The organism is Mesorhizobium sp. M6A.T.Ce.TU.002.03.1.1 (genome assembly GCF_003997275.1).
GTDB lineage: Bacteria > Pseudomonadota > Alphaproteobacteria > Rhizobiales > Rhizobiaceae > Mesorhizobium > Mesorhizobium mediterraneum.
This window is the reverse complement of sequence record NZ_RZTI01000004.1, coordinates 65,740-86,016: the sequence shown is the minus strand read 5'-3', so window position 1 is coordinate 86,016 and position 20,277 is coordinate 65,740. Positions and strand designations below refer to the sequence as shown.

Annotated in this window: 11 protein-coding genes, 1 pseudogene and 1 riboswitch; all 12 genes and pseudogenes read left to right on the top strand. The window is 60.8% G+C overall.

Going from position 1 to position 20,277, the window contains the following annotated elements:
* The first annotated feature begins 2,848 nt into the window (after positions 1 to 2,848).
* Positions 2,849 to 3,112, top strand: a complete 264-nt coding sequence (locus EOC93_RS02640) for a hypothetical protein (RefSeq protein ID WP_095487001.1) — start codon at positions 2,849 to 2,851, stop codon at positions 3,110 to 3,112.
* A gap of 613 nt (positions 3,113 to 3,725) precedes the next feature.
* A pseudogene (locus EOC93_RS02635) lies at positions 3,726 to 3,983 on the top strand (aspartate 1-decarboxylase); the annotation flags it as partial.
* A gap of 117 nt (positions 3,984 to 4,100) precedes the next feature.
* A riboswitch (TPP riboswitch) is annotated at positions 4,101 to 4,217 on the top strand.
* A 103-nt stretch (positions 4,218 to 4,320) separates the two neighbouring features.
* Positions 4,321 to 6,156, top strand: coding sequence for a phosphomethylpyrimidine synthase ThiC (gene thiC / locus EOC93_RS02630; protein WP_095486997.1), 1,836 nt, complete (start codon positions 4,321 to 4,323; stop codon positions 6,154 to 6,156).
* Positions 6,153 to 7,154, top strand: coding sequence for a glycine oxidase ThiO (gene thiO / locus EOC93_RS02625; protein WP_095486995.1), 1,002 nt, complete (start codon positions 6,153 to 6,155; stop codon positions 7,152 to 7,154). The genes thiC and thiO overlap by 4 nt, the downstream gene beginning before the upstream one ends.
* Complete coding sequence (gene thiS, locus EOC93_RS02620) at positions 7,123 to 7,320, top strand: sulfur carrier protein ThiS (RefSeq protein WP_095486993.1); 198 nt, start codon at positions 7,123 to 7,125, stop codon at positions 7,318 to 7,320. Before thiO ends, thiS begins: the two co-directional genes overlap by 32 nt.
* A 1-nt stretch (position 7,321) precedes the next feature.
* On the top strand, positions 7,322 to 8,095 hold the full coding sequence (locus EOC93_RS02615; protein WP_095486991.1) for a thiazole synthase: 774 nt from the start codon (positions 7,322 to 7,324) through the stop codon (positions 8,093 to 8,095).
* A complete protein-coding gene (locus tag EOC93_RS02610; protein WP_095486989.1) occupies positions 8,092 to 8,697 on the top strand; it encodes a thiamine phosphate synthase in 606 nt (201 codons plus the stop codon). Before EOC93_RS02615 ends, EOC93_RS02610 begins: the two co-directional genes overlap by 4 nt.
* Entirely contained in the window at positions 8,688 to 9,503 is an 816-nt protein-coding gene (locus tag EOC93_RS02605; protein WP_127203784.1) for a hydroxymethylpyrimidine/phosphomethylpyrimidine kinase, read from the top strand. Before EOC93_RS02610 ends, EOC93_RS02605 begins: the two co-directional genes overlap by 10 nt.
* Positions 9,504 to 9,974: 471 nt before the next feature.
* Entirely contained in the window at positions 9,975 to 12,608 is a 2,634-nt protein-coding gene (locus EOC93_RS02600; RefSeq protein ID WP_126104940.1) for a PD-(D/E)XK nuclease family protein, read from the top strand.
* Positions 12,608 to 15,910, top strand: a complete 3,303-nt coding sequence (locus tag EOC93_RS02595) for a UvrD-helicase domain-containing protein (protein WP_127203774.1) — start codon at positions 12,608 to 12,610, stop codon at positions 15,908 to 15,910. The genes EOC93_RS02600 and EOC93_RS02595 overlap by 1 nt, the downstream gene beginning before the upstream one ends.
* Positions 15,911 to 16,260: 350 nt before the next feature.
* Positions 16,261 to 17,346 carry a hypothetical protein gene (locus tag EOC93_RS02590; RefSeq protein ID WP_164547112.1) on the top strand — a complete coding sequence of 362 codons (1,086 nt, stop codon included), beginning with the start codon at positions 16,261 to 16,263 and terminating at the stop codon, positions 17,344 to 17,346.
* Positions 17,343 to 20,264, top strand: a complete 2,922-nt coding sequence (locus EOC93_RS02585) for a hypothetical protein (protein WP_127203773.1) — start codon at positions 17,343 to 17,345, stop codon at positions 20,262 to 20,264. Before EOC93_RS02590 ends, EOC93_RS02585 begins: the two co-directional genes overlap by 4 nt.
* The last annotated feature ends 13 nt before the right edge of the window (positions 20,265 to 20,277 follow it).

The following is a 20,277-nucleotide window of genomic DNA, read 5'->3' as shown; positions in this document are numbered from 1 at the left end:
CGATGGTGTTGAAATGGCCAGCTAACAACGTCTTGGCCAGGATGAGCTGCGAACAACGAGCCTTTAGCCAGTCGAGATCCCGGGTAGCGTTCACTAACGGCACAGTATCAATCGGTCCTGAGTCTCGGCAAAATAGGAACCGACTGATGCTGAAACACGATGGTCTGTAAGAGGCACCAAGTGGGGATAAATGTCGACTTGGCCCGGTGCAGAAGCATCGGCGGAATGACGTGGATGCGTAAAGCCAGTCGGCAAGATGCCGACGCGGCCGAAGGTGAACTTGAAGGATCTAAATGTCTGAGCAGGATCGGACCGCCAGTATCAAAGCGGCGATCAGACAACGCGCCTATTTGCCACCATAGCCTCCAATTCGTCAACGAGACCGGAGGCGGCCATTTCATCTTTCATGGCACCGCCCAAGCGTCGGGCCGCATCCCGGGCGCGACCAAAACAAGGGCACGAATTGCGACTCTGGCAATGGCCTGTCTACCTGCAACCCCCGACTTCGGCGCCTTGCGACCGGTAATCAGGAGAATCGAAAAAACAGCCAATACGGCAAACAGGGCGGACGACCGCCCATGGGTTAGTTCCATCAGAAACCCGACTAGTCCTCCTTCGCCGGGGTCGGGACCGAGATGGGCGGCACACATCCCGAAGACAGCCAGGCCCCGAGCGAGGTCGATGCCGACCAGCCGATCTACCACCGACCCATGGCTCGCGCCGGCCATCGGGGAGTTCTCGGCTGGCGGTGCCTGTGCTATGCTGGGCTCCTTCCTTGGTTATGTCGATCGCGGGGTCCGCGACAGGAGAGCCGGTCGGCTGCTGCCGTCGTCTCACCCTCAAGGGTGCAAATCTCGTTCCAATCTGACGGATCGAGCCGGCGACAGAAGTTTATGCTTGCTGTTCAGCTCTTTAGCCGACGGCAAACAACACATCGGCTTACCAAGCCTGTGGCGCGGACCTGACAAACCCCACACAGCGTGTCGCGGGGCCGCCATCTTGAGGCAATGGCGGTGAACCGGCGAGATGCCAATCAGCGTGAGCGTACCTGGTATGTGGCCTGCATACGGGTGCGAGATATTCTGATTGTCCCACACACCCTCAGGCGTCAAAAGACTCCTGGTTCAGCTCTATCGATCTGCGTCAGTATGAAATTCCCGAGCTGGAGCTTCGTCCTTTGCGCGTCGGGAAACGCAGCCGCTGGCCTCCCGGCCGAACGAGCAGTCTTCCGACATGTTTGCCGCCGAACAGCGGTGCATTGAGGAAAGTGCCCCACCGGTCGTCTGGCGCCGGCCCAGTTGGCACGACGCTGATCGGCTGGGCGACCCTCTCGATGGGGTCGTGACCTCAGAGAGCCACGTTGAGCATCCGGAGGTGGTCGGTGCCGGAGCGCGTCGGGGCGTCATCCTTCAGAAGCTGATGGAGGAGCTTGTCACGGGCGAGCTCGCGGGAGAGACTGGACGCAAGCGCGTCCCGCGCGCGCGAACTGCTCGATCAACTGATCTCAGACGACGACGATTCTCGGCCAGATTCCAAAGAGAGGCCGCGGCGGCGCTTCGCGGGCTCGCGTTACCACAGATCGCAGAACTGTGATCTCGCCTTGTGCCCGAGATCGCAATCTGAGCTCGCGACGAAGCATATCGCCGGACGGGCCGATGCCTTCGCGATCATCAAAGGACGGGTCGACGCCGCGATCAATTGGAAATCGGACGTGAATCCCACGCCTACGTCCGCGAGGCGCATGTGCAGCAATTGCGCGATTACCTTTCTGCGACGGGCGCCGAACGCGGAGCGAGCGGCGAGGTCACCTGGATCCAACGGCGGACGCATTGGGCGCTCGCGATCAATAGTATCCTCAGGATCGATTGCAGCGCTTCCGAAGTGAGTACCGCCAATTAAAAGTCGGTTGCCTTTTTCCACCGCCGCCTCACACATCGTGTTGGAGCTGAAGAGCTACCTGCAAATCCTCGCAGCGGGCGCGGCCACATCCCTGATTTTACAAATTAACACGTCTTGATTTTTAGAAAATGCCACGTGCGATGATGGCGCCGCCAAAAAACAATGTCACGCGAGATGATCATGCCTGAGGTAAATGGTCCGCCAAAGTTTGGAACGGTATACCGGTTGAATGATGGATACACCAGGCCGGATAAGGGCTTCGGGTTCCGGACGACGAAACTAATCGACGGATACGCGCTGCGCTTGAGGGAAGCTGCATGCGCGTTACGGTTATCACCATCCAGGGATGCCGGACATGATCTTGAATAGTGACATTGCAGGCCAAAGAGCGGCCGAGGAGCTAGCAGAGGGCCTGAAATCGCAGGGCAAGCAGCAATACGAAGACAGGTCGAGGGAACGCGAACGAGATATGTCTCGTTAGGTCGCACGTTGCAGCAAGGGTGCCGTCGGAAGGCAATCCGCCGTGTCCTGAACGAGGTAACCTGCACTTTTCGAGAATTGCCACGGCGGTACCCTATTTTCGGCTGTGAAGCACACGAGACCCGCGACGTGAGACCCAGTTGCTCAATGCCCAGTTGCTCAATGAGCTTTCTTACGAATAAGGGAGAATTTCCGCGGCCGGACTCTCTCTGAGTGGGCGTGCATGACTGCCAACGGAAGGTCTTGCACGCACCCTTGCGATCTTGAGCAATGGTCGCCATGACTTTCTTCTTGCAGGCTTTTGAGTGGCCCAGCCTGCGATCACCAGACCCCACCGACTCTAAAGAGCGTGGCAGACGGGATAGTCGAGGTTGCCCGGGCACAACCACGCTCAAGGCTTGCGCCGCCCAGAGGACACGCTGAAAAGGCAGCATGGGGGCGCGAGCTCGCCATTCACGAGAGATTCGACATGAAGACCATGCAAGAAAAAGACATTCCCGCATTCGTGCAAGCAGTTGCGGACGCCGGCTGCAACATTTGCGCGATTGGCAACTTGGGATACGTCTTTGGCGATGCTGATTTGACGCCGGCGCAACGGAGGGCCGTCGAGCCACAGCTGCGTAGGATTGCTGAAATCTACGGCGAACGCGATCATCTCATGGACGAGATAGCTGTATATCTGCGGTCGATCGGACGCCATGTCGAGGTTGAGCCGAAGACAGGTGTTTCCTGATGGCCGCGATCGCGTTCCGTAGTCGCCATTTCTATTGGTAACGAGAAGCCGTCTTCCAACATCTGAATCATAAGGGAGGTGACCCGCAAGGCCGCTCTCGAGACCGCAAGTCTGAGCCGCTGACGCATGGCGATAACCAGACTGTCCGAACTGGGCGGCGATATTCTTCGCGTCGATGCCTTCCTCGACCAGGTCGCGGTAGGCGGCGATCTCATCTACCGCATGCATAGCCAAGCCAGGGAAGTTTTCGGCAGGGGAATTCAGACTGGAGGGCACGGCCGATCCGGCCGCCGACGACCCCGCAGGGATTGCCATGTACGGCAACGCCAACAGCAGGCGGATCAATACTCGGATAATGGCGGCCGGATATGTAGCGATCGATCGCCGCATGCAATAGCTTAGTTGCTTTCAAAGGCGGTCGTACGAACTGCAAGCAAGCTAAACGATTGCGTCAACTCGTCCACGCAGAGCGAAAACTCCGCGGCCCATGCGATTTCTCTGCTGGAACAGCGGCACATCCTCAGCGCCAGGACACGGCCGCCGCCGTCGGGTTTTACGAAGCCGGTGATTGCATAAGTTGCCCGCAAGATATCATTGGTATCGGGAACGCCGCCGATGCTGCATCCTGAATCGAGCGGCCGCCCGCACCTGCCAGCCCGACGACCAGATCATTATCTGCAACTCCATCTACCTGGACGAGGTGCAAATCACCTCGCTGAAGCCGCGAATCGTCACCTTGGACCAGGATAACCACATCCGTGACCGCCTGAGCTACTCGGTGGATCTCGACGCACATGGCCGATACAGTTTCTCCATCCTTCACGAAGCGAAAGAGGCTTTGGCCATTCCAGCCCTGGTCTCCGGGGCGTGACTTGTCCCCGATGCATGCGCGAGCTCTCCGCCCGGTTTTGACAGGCCGCCGGTCATCGCCACCGGCCGAAGGCGCCCGAATGCGCTTGACAAGATAGCGTCGGCCCGTCCAACCTGACGCATTCACCAGGGGAGTCCCGGCAAGGGGCTGAGATACTGCTTGCTTTCGCGGCGCAGTGACCCGTTGAACCTGATCCAGTTCATACTGGCGTAGGGACGGTGCAAGCGCTTTGCGGGAGTTTATGCCCGAGGTCCTGTTTCGGCAGGTCGACAGAAGCGTCTTTTCATCCTTCCGGCACAGAACTGGGTCTCCAATGCATGAGCAAAGGAGCCTCACGATGAATGCCCTCACCCCCGCCGTGTCGACGGGACCACTGCCCGCCTCGCGGAAAATCCACAAGCCCGGCCTCCTCCACCCCCAGATCAGGGTGCCGATGCGCGAAATCTCTGTTCATCCGACTGCCGGCGAGCCACCCGTCACCGTCTACGATCCGTCCGGCCCCTATACGGACCCGACTGTCGAAACCAGCATGGAAAGGGGCCTTGCCCGGCTTCGCCACGAATGGATCACGGCTCGCGGCGATGTCGAGGCCTATGACGGCCGCCATGTCCGGCCGGAAGACAATGGATTCGTCACGGGCGAGCGCCTGACGCCGGAATTCCCCATTCGCAACCGGCCTCTCAGGGCCAAGGCCGGCAAGGCGGTGACTCAGCTTGCCTATGCGCGCGCCGGCATCATTACGCCTGAAATGGAGTCCGTGGCTATCCGCGAGAACCTTGGACGCGAGATCGTGCGCGGCAAGCTTGAGCGCGACGGTGAGAGCTTCGGCGCGGCGATCCCGGACTTCGTCACGCCGGAATTCGTGCGCGACGAGGTGGCGCGCGGGCGGGCGATCATTCCCGCCAACATCAATCATCCAGAGAGCGAACCGATGATCATCGGGCGAAATTTCCTGGTCAAGATCAACGCCAACATCGGTAACTCCGCTGTCACATCGTCAATGGCCGAAGAGGTCGAAAAAATGGTCTGGGCGATCCGCTGGGGCGCCGACACGGTGATGGACCTGTCGACCGGCCGCAATATCCGCAACATCCGCGAATGGATCGTGCGCAATTCGCCGGTGCCGATCGGCACGGTGCCGCTCTACCAGGCTCTCGAAAAGGTCAACGGCATTGCCGAGGACCTGACTTGGGAGGTCTACCGCGACACGCTGATCGAGCAGGCCGAACAGGGTGTCGACTATTTCACCATCCACGCCGGCGTGCGGCTGCACTACATCCCGCTGACCGTAGACCGGGTCACGGGCATCGTCTCGCGCGGCGGATCGATCATGGCCAAATGGTGCCTGCACCATCACCGGGAGAGCTTCCTCTACGAGCATTTCGCGGAAATCTGCGACATCTGCCGCGCCTATGATGTGTCCTTTTCACTCGGCGACGGGCTTCGTCCAGGCTCGATCGCCGACGCCAATGACGCAGCGCAATTCGCCGAATTGGAAACGCTCGGCGAGCTGACGCAGGTCGCCTGGGCGAAGGACTGCCAGGTGATGATCGAAGGCCCGGGCCACGTGCCGATGCACAAGATCAAGGAGAACATGGACAAGCAGCTCGCCGTCTGCGGAGAGGCGCCGTTCTATACGCTTGGACCGCTGACGACCGATATCGCGCCTGGCTATGACCACATCACCTCAGGGATCGGCGCCGCCATGATAGGCTGGTTCGGCACCGCAATGCTTTGCTACGTCACGCCGAAGGAGCATCTCGGCCTTCCCGACCGCAACGACGTCAAGGTAGGCGTCATCACCTACAAGATAGCCGCCCATGCGGCCGATCTGGCGAAGGGGCATCCGGCGGCGAAAGTCAGGGACAATGCCCTTTCCCGCGCGCGCTTCGAGTTCCGCTGGGAGGACCAGTTCAACCTGTCGCTCGACCCCGAAACAGCACGCTCCTTCCACGACCAGACCTTGCCCAAGGAAGCGCACAAAGTGGCGCATTTCTGCTCGATGTGCGGGCCGAAATTCTGCTCCATGCGCATCTCCCACGACATCCGTGCCGAGGCCCAGAAAGAGGGCATGGCGGCCATGGCGGCAAAATATCGCGAAGGTGGCGATCTCTACATGCCAGCGGACGAGGCCGGCGTACCGCTCATGCCAGAGGCGCCGGAACCGTCATGAGGGTGCTGGTCAAAGGGGCCGGCGTTGCCGGCCTTGCCGCGGCCTTCGAACTCGCCATCCGAGGCGCGACGGTCACAGTCGCCGAGATCCGGCACGGCATCGGCGGCAATGCATCGTGGTTCGCCGGCGGCATGCTGGCGCCGTGGTGCGAGTGCGAAAGCGCCGAGCAGCCGGTGCTCGATCTCGGACGCGATGCCGCCGACTGGTGGGATGCGGCGACGCCAGGCCAGGTCACACGGGCCGGCACGCTGCTCGTGGCCGCACCGCGCGATGCGGGCGAACTCGACCGGTTCGCCAGCCGCACCTCGGGTCATCGGCGTGTCGATGAGGATGAAATCGTGTTGCTCGAGCCCGACCTCGCCGGCCGCTTCCGCCGCGGACTGCTCTTCCCCGACGAAGCCCATCTCGACCCGCGTCAGGCGATGGCAGCACTTCATGATGGGCTGGCGGCGATGGGCGTCGAGTTCCACTTCGGCGCCGACGCTTCGGCTGGTGCCGGTTTCGATCGCCAGATCGAATGCACGGGAATGGCCGCGGGCGATGGCCGACTGCGCGGCGTTCGCGGCGAGATGCTGATCCTGAATACGCCTGATGTCTCGCTGTCGCGCCCAGTCAGGCTGCTTCATCCGCGCTTTCCGCTCTACGTGGTGCCACGCACCGACCACCGTTTCATGATCGGCGCGACGATGATTGAAAGCCAGTCCGTCGGACCGGTCACGGCGCGATCGATGATGGAGCTGCTGGGTGCCGCCTACGCCCTCCATCCGGCCTTTGGCGAGGCCGAGATCGTTGAAACCGGTGTCGGCGTCCGTCCAGCCTTTCCCGACAACCTGCCGCGCGTAGAAACGAACGGCGAGATCATAGCCATCAACGGGCTCTATCGTCACGGCTTTCTCCTCGCCCCAGCCATGGCGCGCCAGGCTGCCGACCTGGTTTTCAATCAAGACGGAACCAAGGAGCTTGCTCATGAAATTGATGGTCAACGGCGAAGCGCATGAGGTGGCCGCCACCACGCTGGCCGAACTGCTTGCCGCGCTCGACTATGAGGGCGATTGGCTGGCGACGGCCGTCAACAGCGACCTGGTGCACAAAGCCAACCGGGCGGAGTTCCAGTTGAGCGACGGCGACCGGATCGAAATCCTCTCACCCATGCAGGGAGGCTAGCATGTTCGATCTTCTTGGAACGGCGCTTTCCTCGCGGCTGCTTCTCGGCACGGCTCAATATCCTTCGCCGGCCATCCTTGCCGATGCGGTTAGCGCATCGGGCACGTCGGTGGTGACTGTCTCGTTGCGCCGCGAGATGGCGGGCGGCAGGGCCGGCGAAGAATTCTGGTCGCTGATCCGCTCGCTTGGCACGAGGGTCCTTCCCAACACGGCAGGCTGCCACTCCGTCAAGGAAGCGGTCACCACAGCGAAAATGGCGCGCGAAGTGTTCGGGACGAGCTGGATCAAGCTCGAAGTGATCGGCAACCACGACACACTGCAGCCTGACGTGTTCGGCTTGGTCGAAGCCGCCCGCATCCTGTCCGAGGACGGCTTTTCGGTATTTCCCTATACCACCGACGATCTTGTCGTCGCCGAGCGGCTGCTGGAAGCGGGCTGCAAGGTCCTGATGCCGTGGTGCGCACCGATCGGTTCCGCCCTGGGACCGGTCAACATTCCGGCGCTGCGCTCGATGCGCGCACAATTCCCAGGCGTCCCGCTGATTGTGGATGCAGGGCTCGGACGGCCGTCGCACGCGGCGACCGTCATGGAACTCGGCTTTGACGCCGTGCTCCTGAACACGGCGGTCGCCAAGGCGGCCGATCCGGTCGGCATGGCGCGTGCTTTCGGCAAGGCGGTCGAAGCCGGCCGCGAAGCCTTTTGCTCGGGAATGCTCGAACCGCGCGAGGTCGCGATGCCGTCAACGCCGACGATCGGCAGGGCGGTTTTTTCATGAAGCTCGATCCCTTCTATCTGATCGTCGATAGTGCAGCCTGGATCGAGCGGCTGGTGCCGCTCGGCGTCAAGCTGGTGCAGCTTCGCATCAAGACCATGGACGAAACCGGGCTGCGCGCGGAGATCCGCAAGTCGAAGGCCTTGTGTGTCCAATACAAAAGCCAGCTCATCGTCAACGATCATTGGCGTCTGGCAATCGAGGAGGGCTGCGATTTCGTGCATCTCGGCCAGGAGGATCTGCAAACCGCCGACCTCTCGAGGATACGGTCAGCCGGTGTCAGGCTCGGGTTGAGCACGCATGATCATGTCGAGCTGGAAACGGCCATGTTTGCTGAGCCCGACTATGTCGCGCTCGGTCCGATCTATCCCACCGTCTTGAAGAAGATGAAGTGGGCGCCACAAGGGCTAGAGCGGATCAGCGAGTGGAACCGGCGAGTGACGCCGATCCCATTGGTCGCCATCGGCGGCCTCAACCCCGACCGCCTCGACGGCGTCTTTGAGGCCGGAGCCAACAGCGCGGCAGTGGTCACCGATATCACGTTGAGCTCCGACCCCGAAGCGCGCACGCGAGAATGGATCAAAAAGACGGACCGATGGCGATGAGACGAGAACCGCATGTGCTTGTCGTTGGCGGATCAGATTCCAGCGGGGGTGCTGGAATAGCACGCGACATCGAGACGATCTCTGCCATTGGCGTGCGCACCCGTCTCGCCGTCACAGCGCTAACGGTGCAAACGCACGACGCCGTGATCGAAATCCATCATTCGCCGCCTAGCCTGGTGGCCAATCAGATGTGCGCCGCGCTGCAGGCCAACGACGTGGCCACAATCAAGATCGGCATGCTGGCGACTGCCAAGATCATTGTTGCCGTTGCCGCAGTGCTGCGCAAATTTCCGCAAGTGCCGGCAGTACTCGACCCTGTGCTGGCCTCCACTTCAGGCCGCCCACTTCTAGAAGCAGGCGCTATCGCCGCCATGAAGCGCGATCTGATGCCGCTTTGCTGCATTGTCACGCCCAACCTCCCTGAACTGGCGCTCCTTATTGGCTCCGAACTGGCATCGGATGAGCACGGAGCGCTGCAACAAGGACAAAGATTGCTGGCCGCCGGTCCTCAAGCCCTGCTGATCAAGGGTGGGCATGCGTCGGGACCCCGGTCGACTGATATTCTGTTGCGTTCCGATCAACAACCAATCCGCTTCGATGCACCGCGGCTTGCCACATCGATGCGCGGGACAGGTTGCATGCTGGCCAGCGCGATTGCGGCGCATCTGGCGAAGGCGAAGCCGCTCGAAGACGGCGTGCGCGAAGGCAAGCTGTTTGTGTTCGAGAAGCTTCAGAAATGCCGGCTGAATAAGCACAACGTTCTGCGTCCAGCCAAGCAGACCCATTTTCCAGAATTTTTCCCGTAGCGAGACTAAAGAAGGGGCTACTGCTTCTCTATGCCATCCTTACAACGCTGTGTTCCACACTGCCCTTTTATGCGACTTTGGAAGCACAAAAGGCGAACATCTAGCGGCTTATGTGTTTTCGACGTCAACAGCTCTGGGTCAGTTCGGCGACCGGCCGGCATTGTGAATGCCTGGAAGGGGCCGGAAGCTGTCAGTCCGCTATTCGAGCAGAACTACCACTAAGCTGCCACTCCAAAATAAATCATCAAGCCACCTCTGCTCGCCTCCCCGATGTCGAAGGTTGATATCGCTGACCACGCTAGAGGAGACTCCCGCATCGCTGCTACGGTCCTGCGACCGCTCGCAATCTGAAAAGGTTCTCACTGCTTTTGTACAGGGCAGCCTTGTAGTTCGGGGTCCCTGATCTAGGATACGTCCGAATCTACCGTCGGATTACCGGCTTGCAGCGCCGCAACAAATGTCCTTTTCACCATGGAACGTCACACCGTCGTCGTCGAGGGCACCTTAGCCTTTCGCATGCAGCGTGTCGCAGCCGCGCAAGCGGGTGACCACGGTCTCGACGTCGCCACAGTCCCGCTGCTCGCTGCGCGCCTCGCAGGTGGTTTCAGCCGACTGGCCGATCACCCAACCCTTGTGCCGATCGTTGCTCGAGCACTCGCAGAGATTACTTTTGAAGAGCTCGAAAAGGTCAAGACAAGGCCTGGCATGGCACGGGCGGTCCTCTCGAGTCTGGAGCGTGTGTGGGCGGCCGACATTGGCTTTGACGATCCACTCTATCCGAGCGCTCGGCTGAACGACCTTGGTCGCATCGAAGCCTATCTACGCGAGCATCTTCCAATCGGCGCGCTGTTGCCTGTGGATCTGCGCGATCGCGCGCTTGCGCGCGTCGCTCATGCGCGCGCTGTCGTCGGCCCTCTTCATCTCCACCGTCTTATTTCCGTCGACCCGCTCTGGCGGCCGCTCGTCAAAGCCCTTGCCTCGGTCATCGAAATCACCTGGGAAGCGCCAGGCACGCAAGACAAAAGCTGGTTTCCTGGCACGATCCTGGCGACGAACTTGCAGCCTCGTGAACATCTGACCTGTGAGGTTTGCGCCGATCCCCGCGCGGAGGTGGTTGAAGCGCTTCGCTGGGCGCGCGAATTGTTGAGCGACGGCGTGACGCAAGCATCCGACATCGCGATCGCTAGCGCTGACTTGAGCACTTGGGATGATCACATGCTGGTCCTCGCGGCGGACGCGGATCTCCCGATCCATTTCGCCAGCGGCGTTTCAGCCCTGAGCACGCGCGCCGGCCAGACCTGCGCGGCGCTCGCCGATGCGATGATCAACGGCCTGTCGCAGGATCGCATTCGCCGTCTCTCCCTGCTCTCTCCTTACCTGTCGGAGGCGCTTCCGCCTGACTGGATGAAAGGAATTCCCACCGAGGCGGGTCTCTTTGAGCCGGAGCATTGGGCGCGAAGTCTGGAGACGCTCTCCCGGACCGATGGTTCCCCGATCGCAACGGTCGTTATGCCGGTGCTTTATGGCCTTGTGGACGGCGCAAAAGCTGCGGTCAAACTCGGAAAGTTGCTCCTGCGCGGCAGCAGCCTTGGGCTCTGGCAGGAGGCCCTTCGTTTGGCGCCGGCGGCAGCAATGGAGATGACCCTAACGTCGTTGCGCATTGCGGATCAGAGCGACCCTGCCAACAATGTGGTCTGGGCGCGGGCGGCGGACCTGGTTGGTGCGCCACGCAAGCACATGCGTCTGCTTGGGCTTTCGAGCAGAAGTTGGCCGCGTGGCGACAACGCAGACCCGCTCCTGCCCGAGCATGTGCTCAACGAGCGCGAGTTGGTTGACCTGCCCCGGCTCGAGCGGGATAGGTTGGCCTTCGAGATCCTGACCGGTCATCCTGCTTCGAAGGTTACGCTGTCGCGCAGCAGGCGATCGGCCGAAGGCGCGTTCCTCGCCAAGAGCGGGTTGCTGCAGCGCCAAGTTGCCGAGCGTCCTCTTTCCCGGACGAGAGCGCCGGAGCATGCGTTCAGCGAGGGTGATCGTCTGCTGGCTCGTGCCGAGGATGCGATCGCTTTGCCGCGCATGAAGAGCGTCGTTTCCTGCTGGACGAACTGGACGCGCACGCTGGAGACAACGCCACATGACGGTGGGTTCAGGAAAGACCATCCGGCTGTTCTGCGCGCGCTGAGCTTGCCGCAATCCGCTACCTCGCTCCGGCGGCTGCTGCGGGATCCCTTGGGCTATGTTTGGCTAAGAGTGTTGGGGATGACCGCGCCTGAGCTGGCCGTTCAGCCGCTGCAACTCGATGCGGTGACCTTCGGTGAGCTCGTGCATGAATTGCTGCGCCTCGCGGTCGAGCGCATGCCCAGCCTTGTCAGCGCAACGCCAGCAGAAATCGATAGCGCGCTTGAGGCAGCAGCCAACAGCATCGCGGAGCACTGGCCGCTGACCCGGGCAGTGCCGCCGAGGTTGCTCTGGCTGGACACGATCGAAGAGGCACGGCGACGGGCCCGCCGCGGACTCACGGTCGATGACCGCTTCGGTCCTGGTACCCACAGCTTCAGCGAGGTGCCGTTCGGCACGCCTGAATCGCAGGCAAAGCGTTCCGATCCCTGGCGCGAAGACCAAGAGGTGCTGATCGGCCGTTTCGGCATCCTCTTGAAGGGCCGCATTGACCGTGTCGACGTGAAGCCCGACCGCCGTGGCGTCCGGATGTCCGACTACAAGACCGGGAAGACGCCGCGCGATCTGCGCAACGTCATCCTCGGCGGCGGAACGGAAGTTCAGCGCGCACTCTACGCCGTCACGATCAAACAACTCATCCCCGAGGCGAGCACGATCATCTCCCGCCTCGTCTACCTCGACACCATGGAACCTCCGGCGCGTCTTGAAGGCGACATGCTCGAGCAAGCGGAAGAGACACTGCTGCGCTTCATCGATATCGCGGTCGAAGGGCTCAGAGCTGGGATCGCCTATCCCGGACCAGATGCGTTCGCAGGCTACAACCAACTCAGGATCGCGCTGCCTGCGGCGCTCGACCGCTACCAGCGGCGCAAAGATGAAGGTTTCAACGCCGCGCAGCACAAGCTCGCGCCCCTTTGGAGGGAGCGGTGATGCTGAGCGATGCTCTCGAGCGCAGTCGCGTTCTCACGGAACTCGACAGGACATTGCTGGTCGAAGCGGCCGCGGGCACGGGCAAGACGTCGCTGATTGCCGGCCGCGTCGTCATGCTGATGTTGCACGGTACGCCGCCCCGCAGCATAGCCGCGATTACGTTTACCGAACTGGCCGCCAGCGAGCTGTCGCTGCGCATTCGCGAATACGCAACCCAGCTGCTGGCAGGAGAAATCCCAAAGGTCTTGCGCGGGGCTGTGACCCTTGAGTTGCTCAACGAACGGAAGGCTGTCCTCAGGTCGGCAATCGATGCCTTCGACGAGATAACCGCGTGCACGATTCACGCGTTCTGCCAGCAGATTATCATGGCCTATGCCGTCGAAACGGGACTCGACCCCGGGTCGAGAATGATGGATGGGCCTGCGGCAGACGCGATGTTCGAGAGCGTCATCTCCAAATGGCTGTTCGAGCGTCTCTCCCTACATACAAGGGAGGGCGAGGATCCGGTCGCGGTCCTCTCCAGATTCGAGCCCTTGAAGGTCGTCAAGGATAGCTTCGACCTGGCCAAGCTCAAGCTTGAGCATCCGGGGGCCGGCACGGTTTCGGTCGACTTCTCGCTGCGAAAGGATATCGAATTTGTCGAGAGCGTCCGTGCTTTCAGACGCTGGCAAGCGGACTATCCCAAGGAACGCCGCACCGGGACCCTGGTTGGAGAGTTCGAAACCCTCGCCGCATTCTATGAGAACTGCTTCGAGACGCAGCCAACCTTTGCTCGGCTATGGGAACTTGCCGACCCGCCGCGTACTGCTTCGATGAAATGGAACGAGTTCGCTTTTAAGAAGCAGCGCAATCTCGGCTATTGGAAATCAGCCTATGGCAAGGACAAAGGACCGGAACTCGATCAGCAGGCCGAGACGCATTCCCACAACTGTGAAACGCAATTCGCAGAGCTCCTCGGCCAGATCGGCGATGCCATGGTCGATCAGATGTCACGTGCCCTCGACCCCGTCACCGACCTCTATGTTGAGCGCAAGGGCGACGCGGCTGTCCTCGATTTCGACGACCTTCTGCTGCGCGCACATGCCCTTGTGACCAAGACCGATGTCGTGCGCGAGGCTGTGGGTCGACGCTTTACGCATATCTTGGTCGATGAATTTCAGGACACCGATCCCATCCAGGCCAGCATCCTGTTTTCGATCGCGGCGCGCGCCATGCCCGATCGCTGGCAGGATGCCGACCTTCGCGACGGGGCGCTGTTTGTGGTCGGCGATCCCAAGCAATCCATCTATGCCTTTCGTGGCGCCGACATCGACAGCTACAATCAGGCGAAGCGGACGATTGCACGCCTGGGGGACGATCGCGTTGTCCATATCGGGGCCAACTTTCGCTGCCAGCCAGGCATCATTGACTACGTGAACGCCGCGTTCCAACCGGTTCTTGATGCCGACGGTCAGCCGAGCTATGGCGCACTCACTGCCACACGCGAGGGCGCCTTCCATGGACTGCCTTCCGCGTCCCATGTGACCATTGGCGACGGTCGAACGGCGGGCATGCCCGAGCAGCGCGACGTCGAGGCGGCCGACATTGCGCGGATATGTTCCAAACTCGTTGGCGCAATCGAGATCGAAGACGAGCACGATGGCAGGCGCCGCCTCCTTGAAGCGGGCGACATTGCCCTGCTTGCTCCAACCGGCACTGACCTATGGCGCTACGAACGTGCACTCGAGGCACTCGGGCTTGCCGTCGCATCGCAGGCCGGCAAGACGCTGTTGCTCCAGCAGGAGACCCAGGACGTTCTGGCGCTGCTGCGTACGTTGGCGGATTCGCGCGACCGGCTTGCCTTCGGTGCCTTCATGCGCGGGCCCATGGTCGGTCTCAACGACGAAGAGTTGCTCGACATCGCCGAAGAAGTCCATCAGGCCGGACCAGACGCTTCACTGACGGGCCTCTTTGACATCACGACACCACCCGCTCTGGTGTCCCATCGCATCGCCAGTTCCATCCTCGAGATCCTGCAAAAACTTCGCGCGCGGGTGAACGTCACGACGCCGCGCATTTTGTTGGCCGAGGCCATCGAGCAGCTTCAACTGCGCGTCGCACTGTCTGCGCGCAGCGGCAACAACCGTGCCGCGCGCTCACTCGCCAATCTTGATCGCATCGTTGAACTCGCGCGGCCATTTGACGTCCGGGGGCTCCGGTCTTTCGTCCGTCATCTCCAGCTCGATTGGGACCGTCGCGCCTCGCGGCAGGAGGGCCGGATCGACGCGTCGAAGGACGCGGTCGAGATCGTGACCATTCACAGCGCCAAAGGCCTTGAGTGGCCGGTGGTGATCCCCATCAACATGGGCACGCGTGCAAGACCCTCCGAGCGTTTCGTTCATCGTCAATCCGACAACACGCTGCACTGGATCATCGGCGGCGTCTGTTCCTCTGCGCTCAAGCGTGCTCGCGAAGAGCAAGCGCAGCGTCAGGCGCTGGAAAATCAACGCATGTGGTATGTCGCCTCCACACGCGCCCGCGACCTGTTGGTCGTTCCCAATCTTTCGTCGGCCAAGCCAGGCGCGTGGTCGAAACTGCTCAACCTGAGATTCGACCTGCTTGAGGAATTAAAGTTCAACCAACTCGAGCCACGCACGACCGCCAATTTCGACGCGGCCGCGTCACCTCAGGACGCAGATACGTTCGCACGGCAAGCCGCAATCGTTCAGGCAGCCTCACCAGTACTGCGCTGGGTCAATCCCAGTGCCCACGATGCGGATCGTGCCGAAATCCTCGCGCCGACTATGGCGGCCGACCCGAGCGGCGCGTTCGAATACATCGAGCCCATTGGGGCCGGCAGGACTCGCGGGCTGGTTCTGCATAAGCTTATGGAGGAACTTCTGACGGGCGAACTTTCACCGCAGGATGACGTTGCCGCCCGCGCTGAACGTCTTCTCAACGAGCTTGTTGCCATCGACCCCGCGGAGGGAGCGCTCCCTGCTCCAGGCGCACTCGCGACGACCGCGCTGCAGACCTATCGGCTGCCGTATGTGCAACGTCTCTTGCCTGTCCTTGCGCCTGAACTGTCTATCTGGGGCGAGATAGGGGTCGGCAATCTTCTCGCCGGACGCGTTGATGCGATCGCAATCGAGGACGGCAAAGTCCTGGAAGTTCTGGACTGGAAGAGTGATCGCGACACAAGCCTGAACCGCGCTGCGTATGTCCAGCAGTTGCAGCGCTACCTTGAGGCAGCGTCGGCGCCACGCGGCGCGATCGTATATATGACTACCGGCGAAATCGTGCCTGTCCTACCCGCGAATTGAAGCTCACCGGCCCGGACCACAACCCTCGTTAGCCGAAAGCAGGCGTCGAACAGCATGAGCCATGGCGCCGATTGCGGATCGGATGTTTTCAAGAGTGGCGATGCTGATAGCTGCCGTTCGCTAGCAGATTGGCTCGTCCGGAGCAGAACCGAAATCTGGGGCTAACAACCGGAAGAGACCTGCACGCGCTTGGGTGAACGTTCGAATACAGTGCATTTTTTAGTCTACTTTCGGGTTCTGTGGGCCGTTTCAGTTGATCATCCTCGTCCGCACAGATGATGTGTTGACTTGGTGGGTTTAACCGCCAGTCTACAAAGGGGGGTGGCGTCATCGATTCGGCGAATGGGGATATGGACCAAGCGAGCATCGCAGTTCGCATGGCGGCGAGAGGACTGGTCGAAACGCACCGTGCGTCCCTGACCAGCCGTGAGGTCTTATCTCAAGGTCCGGGAATGTCTTCCGCTCTGCGGCGTGGAATGGCCCTTGTCTCGGCAATAGCGCTGCGGGACTGTTTTCCTTCGGACATCGCTAGCCAAGTGAATGATTTCACGACACTCGCGACGCGACCCATCCGGGAGTGGGGTCCGGTTTCTTTCGCGCGATGCGAAGAACGTAATGCCATCCTTGTGGACGAGGGATACGGCATACCCACCGCCGACTGTATCGATCTGGCAGAGATGGGAGACGAGGGGTCGATCGTAGAAGACGTTTTTCACGATAAGCTGAGAACTGCCCTGTCGAGAGTCGGAAAGAATGCGGACAGCCTTTACCGAGCGGTGCGCGAGAACATAATCCGGGGACCTTGCCGGACAAGAAGGGAAGTCCTGGCCTTCGCAAGCCAGAATCCCGAGCTTGCTTCGGAAATCCCGTCGTTCTTTTCTCCGCTGCCGGCTTCGGCACTCCATGGCAAGACATTGCGACTGTGCGCCCGTTGCAACGCTCCCCTTTTCGCCACTGCCGACCGCTCAACTTTTCCACTGGGGCGCTGCGCCGTCAGGGAATGCCGCATGTCGTGGCCTGACACTGCCGTGGGCGACGAGCACGACGTTCCTGTCCACGACGACTGGCGCATTGCGAACCCTGCCATCATGACTTTCTGGGTCGGTCCAGGCCTGCCAGAGATCGCCCTTTATGACGCACTCCGGAAAAAGAGGTCCGATGTCGTTCTTTATCCAATGTGCGATCTCGCCGACATCGGGATCGACGGAACGAAAATCGGGATCGATGTAAAGTCCTATTCGAGCGCTGCCGTTCTCGGGAAACGCTTCTCTGCGGGCATAGGCGGCTTGCTTTCCTTCCGACGCCGGATCGTGGCCGTGCCGGATTTCTGGTTACAGTCCGACCGCGATTACCTGCGTACGGCTTCGGCCGTGTCCAAGAATAAGGACGGCATAGAGTTCAAGTCCGTTTCCCAGGTGGCGGAGGCGTTTTCGTGAGAGAGCGTCCCGAAGGCTACTCAAACGTCATTGCGGTCCAGTGGCTCTGTGCCGCGGTCGAACAGTTCATAGGAACCAACGATCTGGCGGATACGCCCGGATTTCTCTCCGGCTTTTCTTCGATAACAGACCATCCCTCGCTGTCGTCTTTCGCAAGGGCCGCTTTCTCGCTGCGCCAGCTCGGTGTGAGCTACACCTCCGAGAACGAGCTCCGCCAGGCTGTCTACGACTTCCTTACCTGGGAGGAAATGAGGCGGGAGGAAGACGATAACTATGTCGACCAGCCATACAAAATCGACCCCCGCTCGAGACGCATCACCTTCATGCGCAGGGCCGGAAACGATCCCAGGATCGAACAATGGGCACAAGCCCTTGAGAGAGGCGTTCCCATCCGATTGCATGGCATGTTGCCCGCGAGCGAGGGGAGGCCGATGGGCGTCGACCCACGCGAAGCAGGAGCGCGGCGCATTACCGTCGATCTCGCCGAAGCTGCGGAACACCTGCCGGAACGCCCGTACCACAACATTTCCGCGCGCGAACGCAGCCCCGTTTTGATACCGCTAGCCGATCTGCAGGCCATCGCAGAGCATTTCGACGCCATTGATGCCGCCGATGCCAACAGGACATCCAAAGCATGGTCGAGGCGTCTTCTGGATGCCAACGGGGCGGCAAAGGTGGAGGTTCTGACCCCCGCGGCCAACAGGTCACGACTGGAGCCAGCCGATACAATCACCCTTGACGGACTCAAGCACATGATCGGCCTGCCCGGTACAGGCAAGACGACGCTTGTTACTCTTATCGTCGCCTGGCTGTACGAACGGAAACTCCGCACCGTCGTTCTGCTTCCGTCAATTGAAGTCAGCTTCAATCTCATGGCGGATTTATCAGGTTATGGTGTCGATGTCGGCCTGCTGATGGGCCAATCTCCCGACACCCGTCTCAACCATGCCCGCAAGCTGGCCGAACGCATCGGTTCCCTGGACAATGCCAGAGGTTTCGGCCGCACGGTTCCGTTCGCCGACCTTATGTCCGTGAATTGCGCGCTGGCCGGATTCGACGACAGGTACGACGACGAGCAGCCATTTCCGCATCTCGATCCACCTTGCACGCGCATTTCCCAAGCAAAGCTGAAGGCCGACGGAACGCCTCGAGATAAGGAGTCGACCTCATTTTGCCCGGTCTCCTCATGGTGCGGACGTATGAAGGCGGCACGGCAACTTGCCGAGCGCCATGTCTGGCTCGGCCATGTAATGTCGCTCGACACAAGGATGCCGCCGCATTTCGCTGAAGAGCACATCCGCCATATAGAAGCCGTTGCCCGGGCTTCGGATGTTGTTATTGCGGACGAGGTGGACGGTATCCAATCCGTCCTCGACGGCCGGGCCATCGGCGAGATCACGATATCCGGGGCGAAGTCCTCATATGAAAACAGGCTACTCGACGATCTCCTGAAGCCGATCGCTCTTGGAGAGAACGACAGAACAGGAACGAATGTCGCCGATTACGCGTCTAAGGCGACCCGTTTCATCGACCTGAACAGGTTTCTGGTCCGGTTACTGCAGAACGATCGCGCGGCATCAGGCAACCGATTCTTCGCCAGCTACGACGATGCCTTCGTCACAGGCAACAGGGTAGTCGCCGATCTTTTCGGAGACCCCGCCAAAAGCCGCGGTACCGATGCGGAACGTTCAGCCGAGGATGAACGCGTCGGGGCAATCATGGCATTCTGGGATGCCTGCATAAGGCAGGTGCTGTTCAGGACACTCGATACCGCCGACGGCGAAGAAAGGGATTTCGACATCCGGCGCACGGGAATCACCCTATCGAAATCGGATGAGGAGGTACAAGAGGCCTTCCGCAAGATCGCCGATTTCCTGCAGGATTGGCTGTCTTATCCCTCCAGCGTCCAAAAAGCCGATGCCATCGAGCAGGCGCGGGAAGCCATGATGGCATTCGTTTCTCCCAATCCCGAACTCGGCATGGCCAAATCCGCGGCCCTGTTCACGTTTCTGGTCAACGTCTCCAGCGTGGTCATGCAATTCCTTTCCCTGCTGCCGGCACAGCATGTGATGGCGGCGGAAGGGGTGCACCGCTCCCCGATATTCGTTGACGGCATCAGCATGGATTTCGGTCGCCTCGTCCCGGATTCGATTATCGGACGGCTTGCCGGGGTTCGCTTCCTCTTCCAGCAGCGCAGGGGACGCAACAGCCTCCAGCTCCATTATGTAACATTCGAGGGAGCACCAAGAATGCTCCTCTACCGCTTGCACGAATTGCTGCGGCATGATGGCATAAAGCGGGGGCCGAATGTCCTGCTCACCAGTGCGACATCCTTCCTTGCAGACAGCCCCGCATTCCACGTGCCAGTCGGCCCGGACTATATCCTGCGTCGGGCGGACAGCGACACTGCATGGAAAGAGAGCCGCTACCTCCTGAAAACTGTTCCAGACCCGCAGAATCCAAAGAAGGCCCTCCGATTTTCCGGAGCGCCCTACGAAGACCGGGAACGCATTATGCGTGCGATGACCAATCACTTCGTCAGGGAAGGCGGCCTGTTGCAAAGCCTGCTGGCGGATTCGTTCGCCAAGGGCCGCAAAGTTGCATTCGTCGTCAACGGCTACGAACAGGTGCGGCTGGTCAAAGATCACGCGATGTCCGTTTCCGAACGCAACGGACGCAGGCTGATTGCCGTCGTCAATGCAGTCCCCGAAGGCAACATGGGCGATTATGTCACCGCCGCCCAGGTCGAACAGCTCGGTGAAAGAGATGATTGGGATGCCGTCGTCTTTCCGATGAAGGCACTCTCACGCGGCGTGAACATCGTTTTCGGCGGGCCGCTTTATGCCGGAACGGACCTGGCGGACAAGGCGGCCATCGGCACTGTCGCTTTCCTGACGAGGCCGCATCCGGCACAGTAGAGTTTCGACTTTG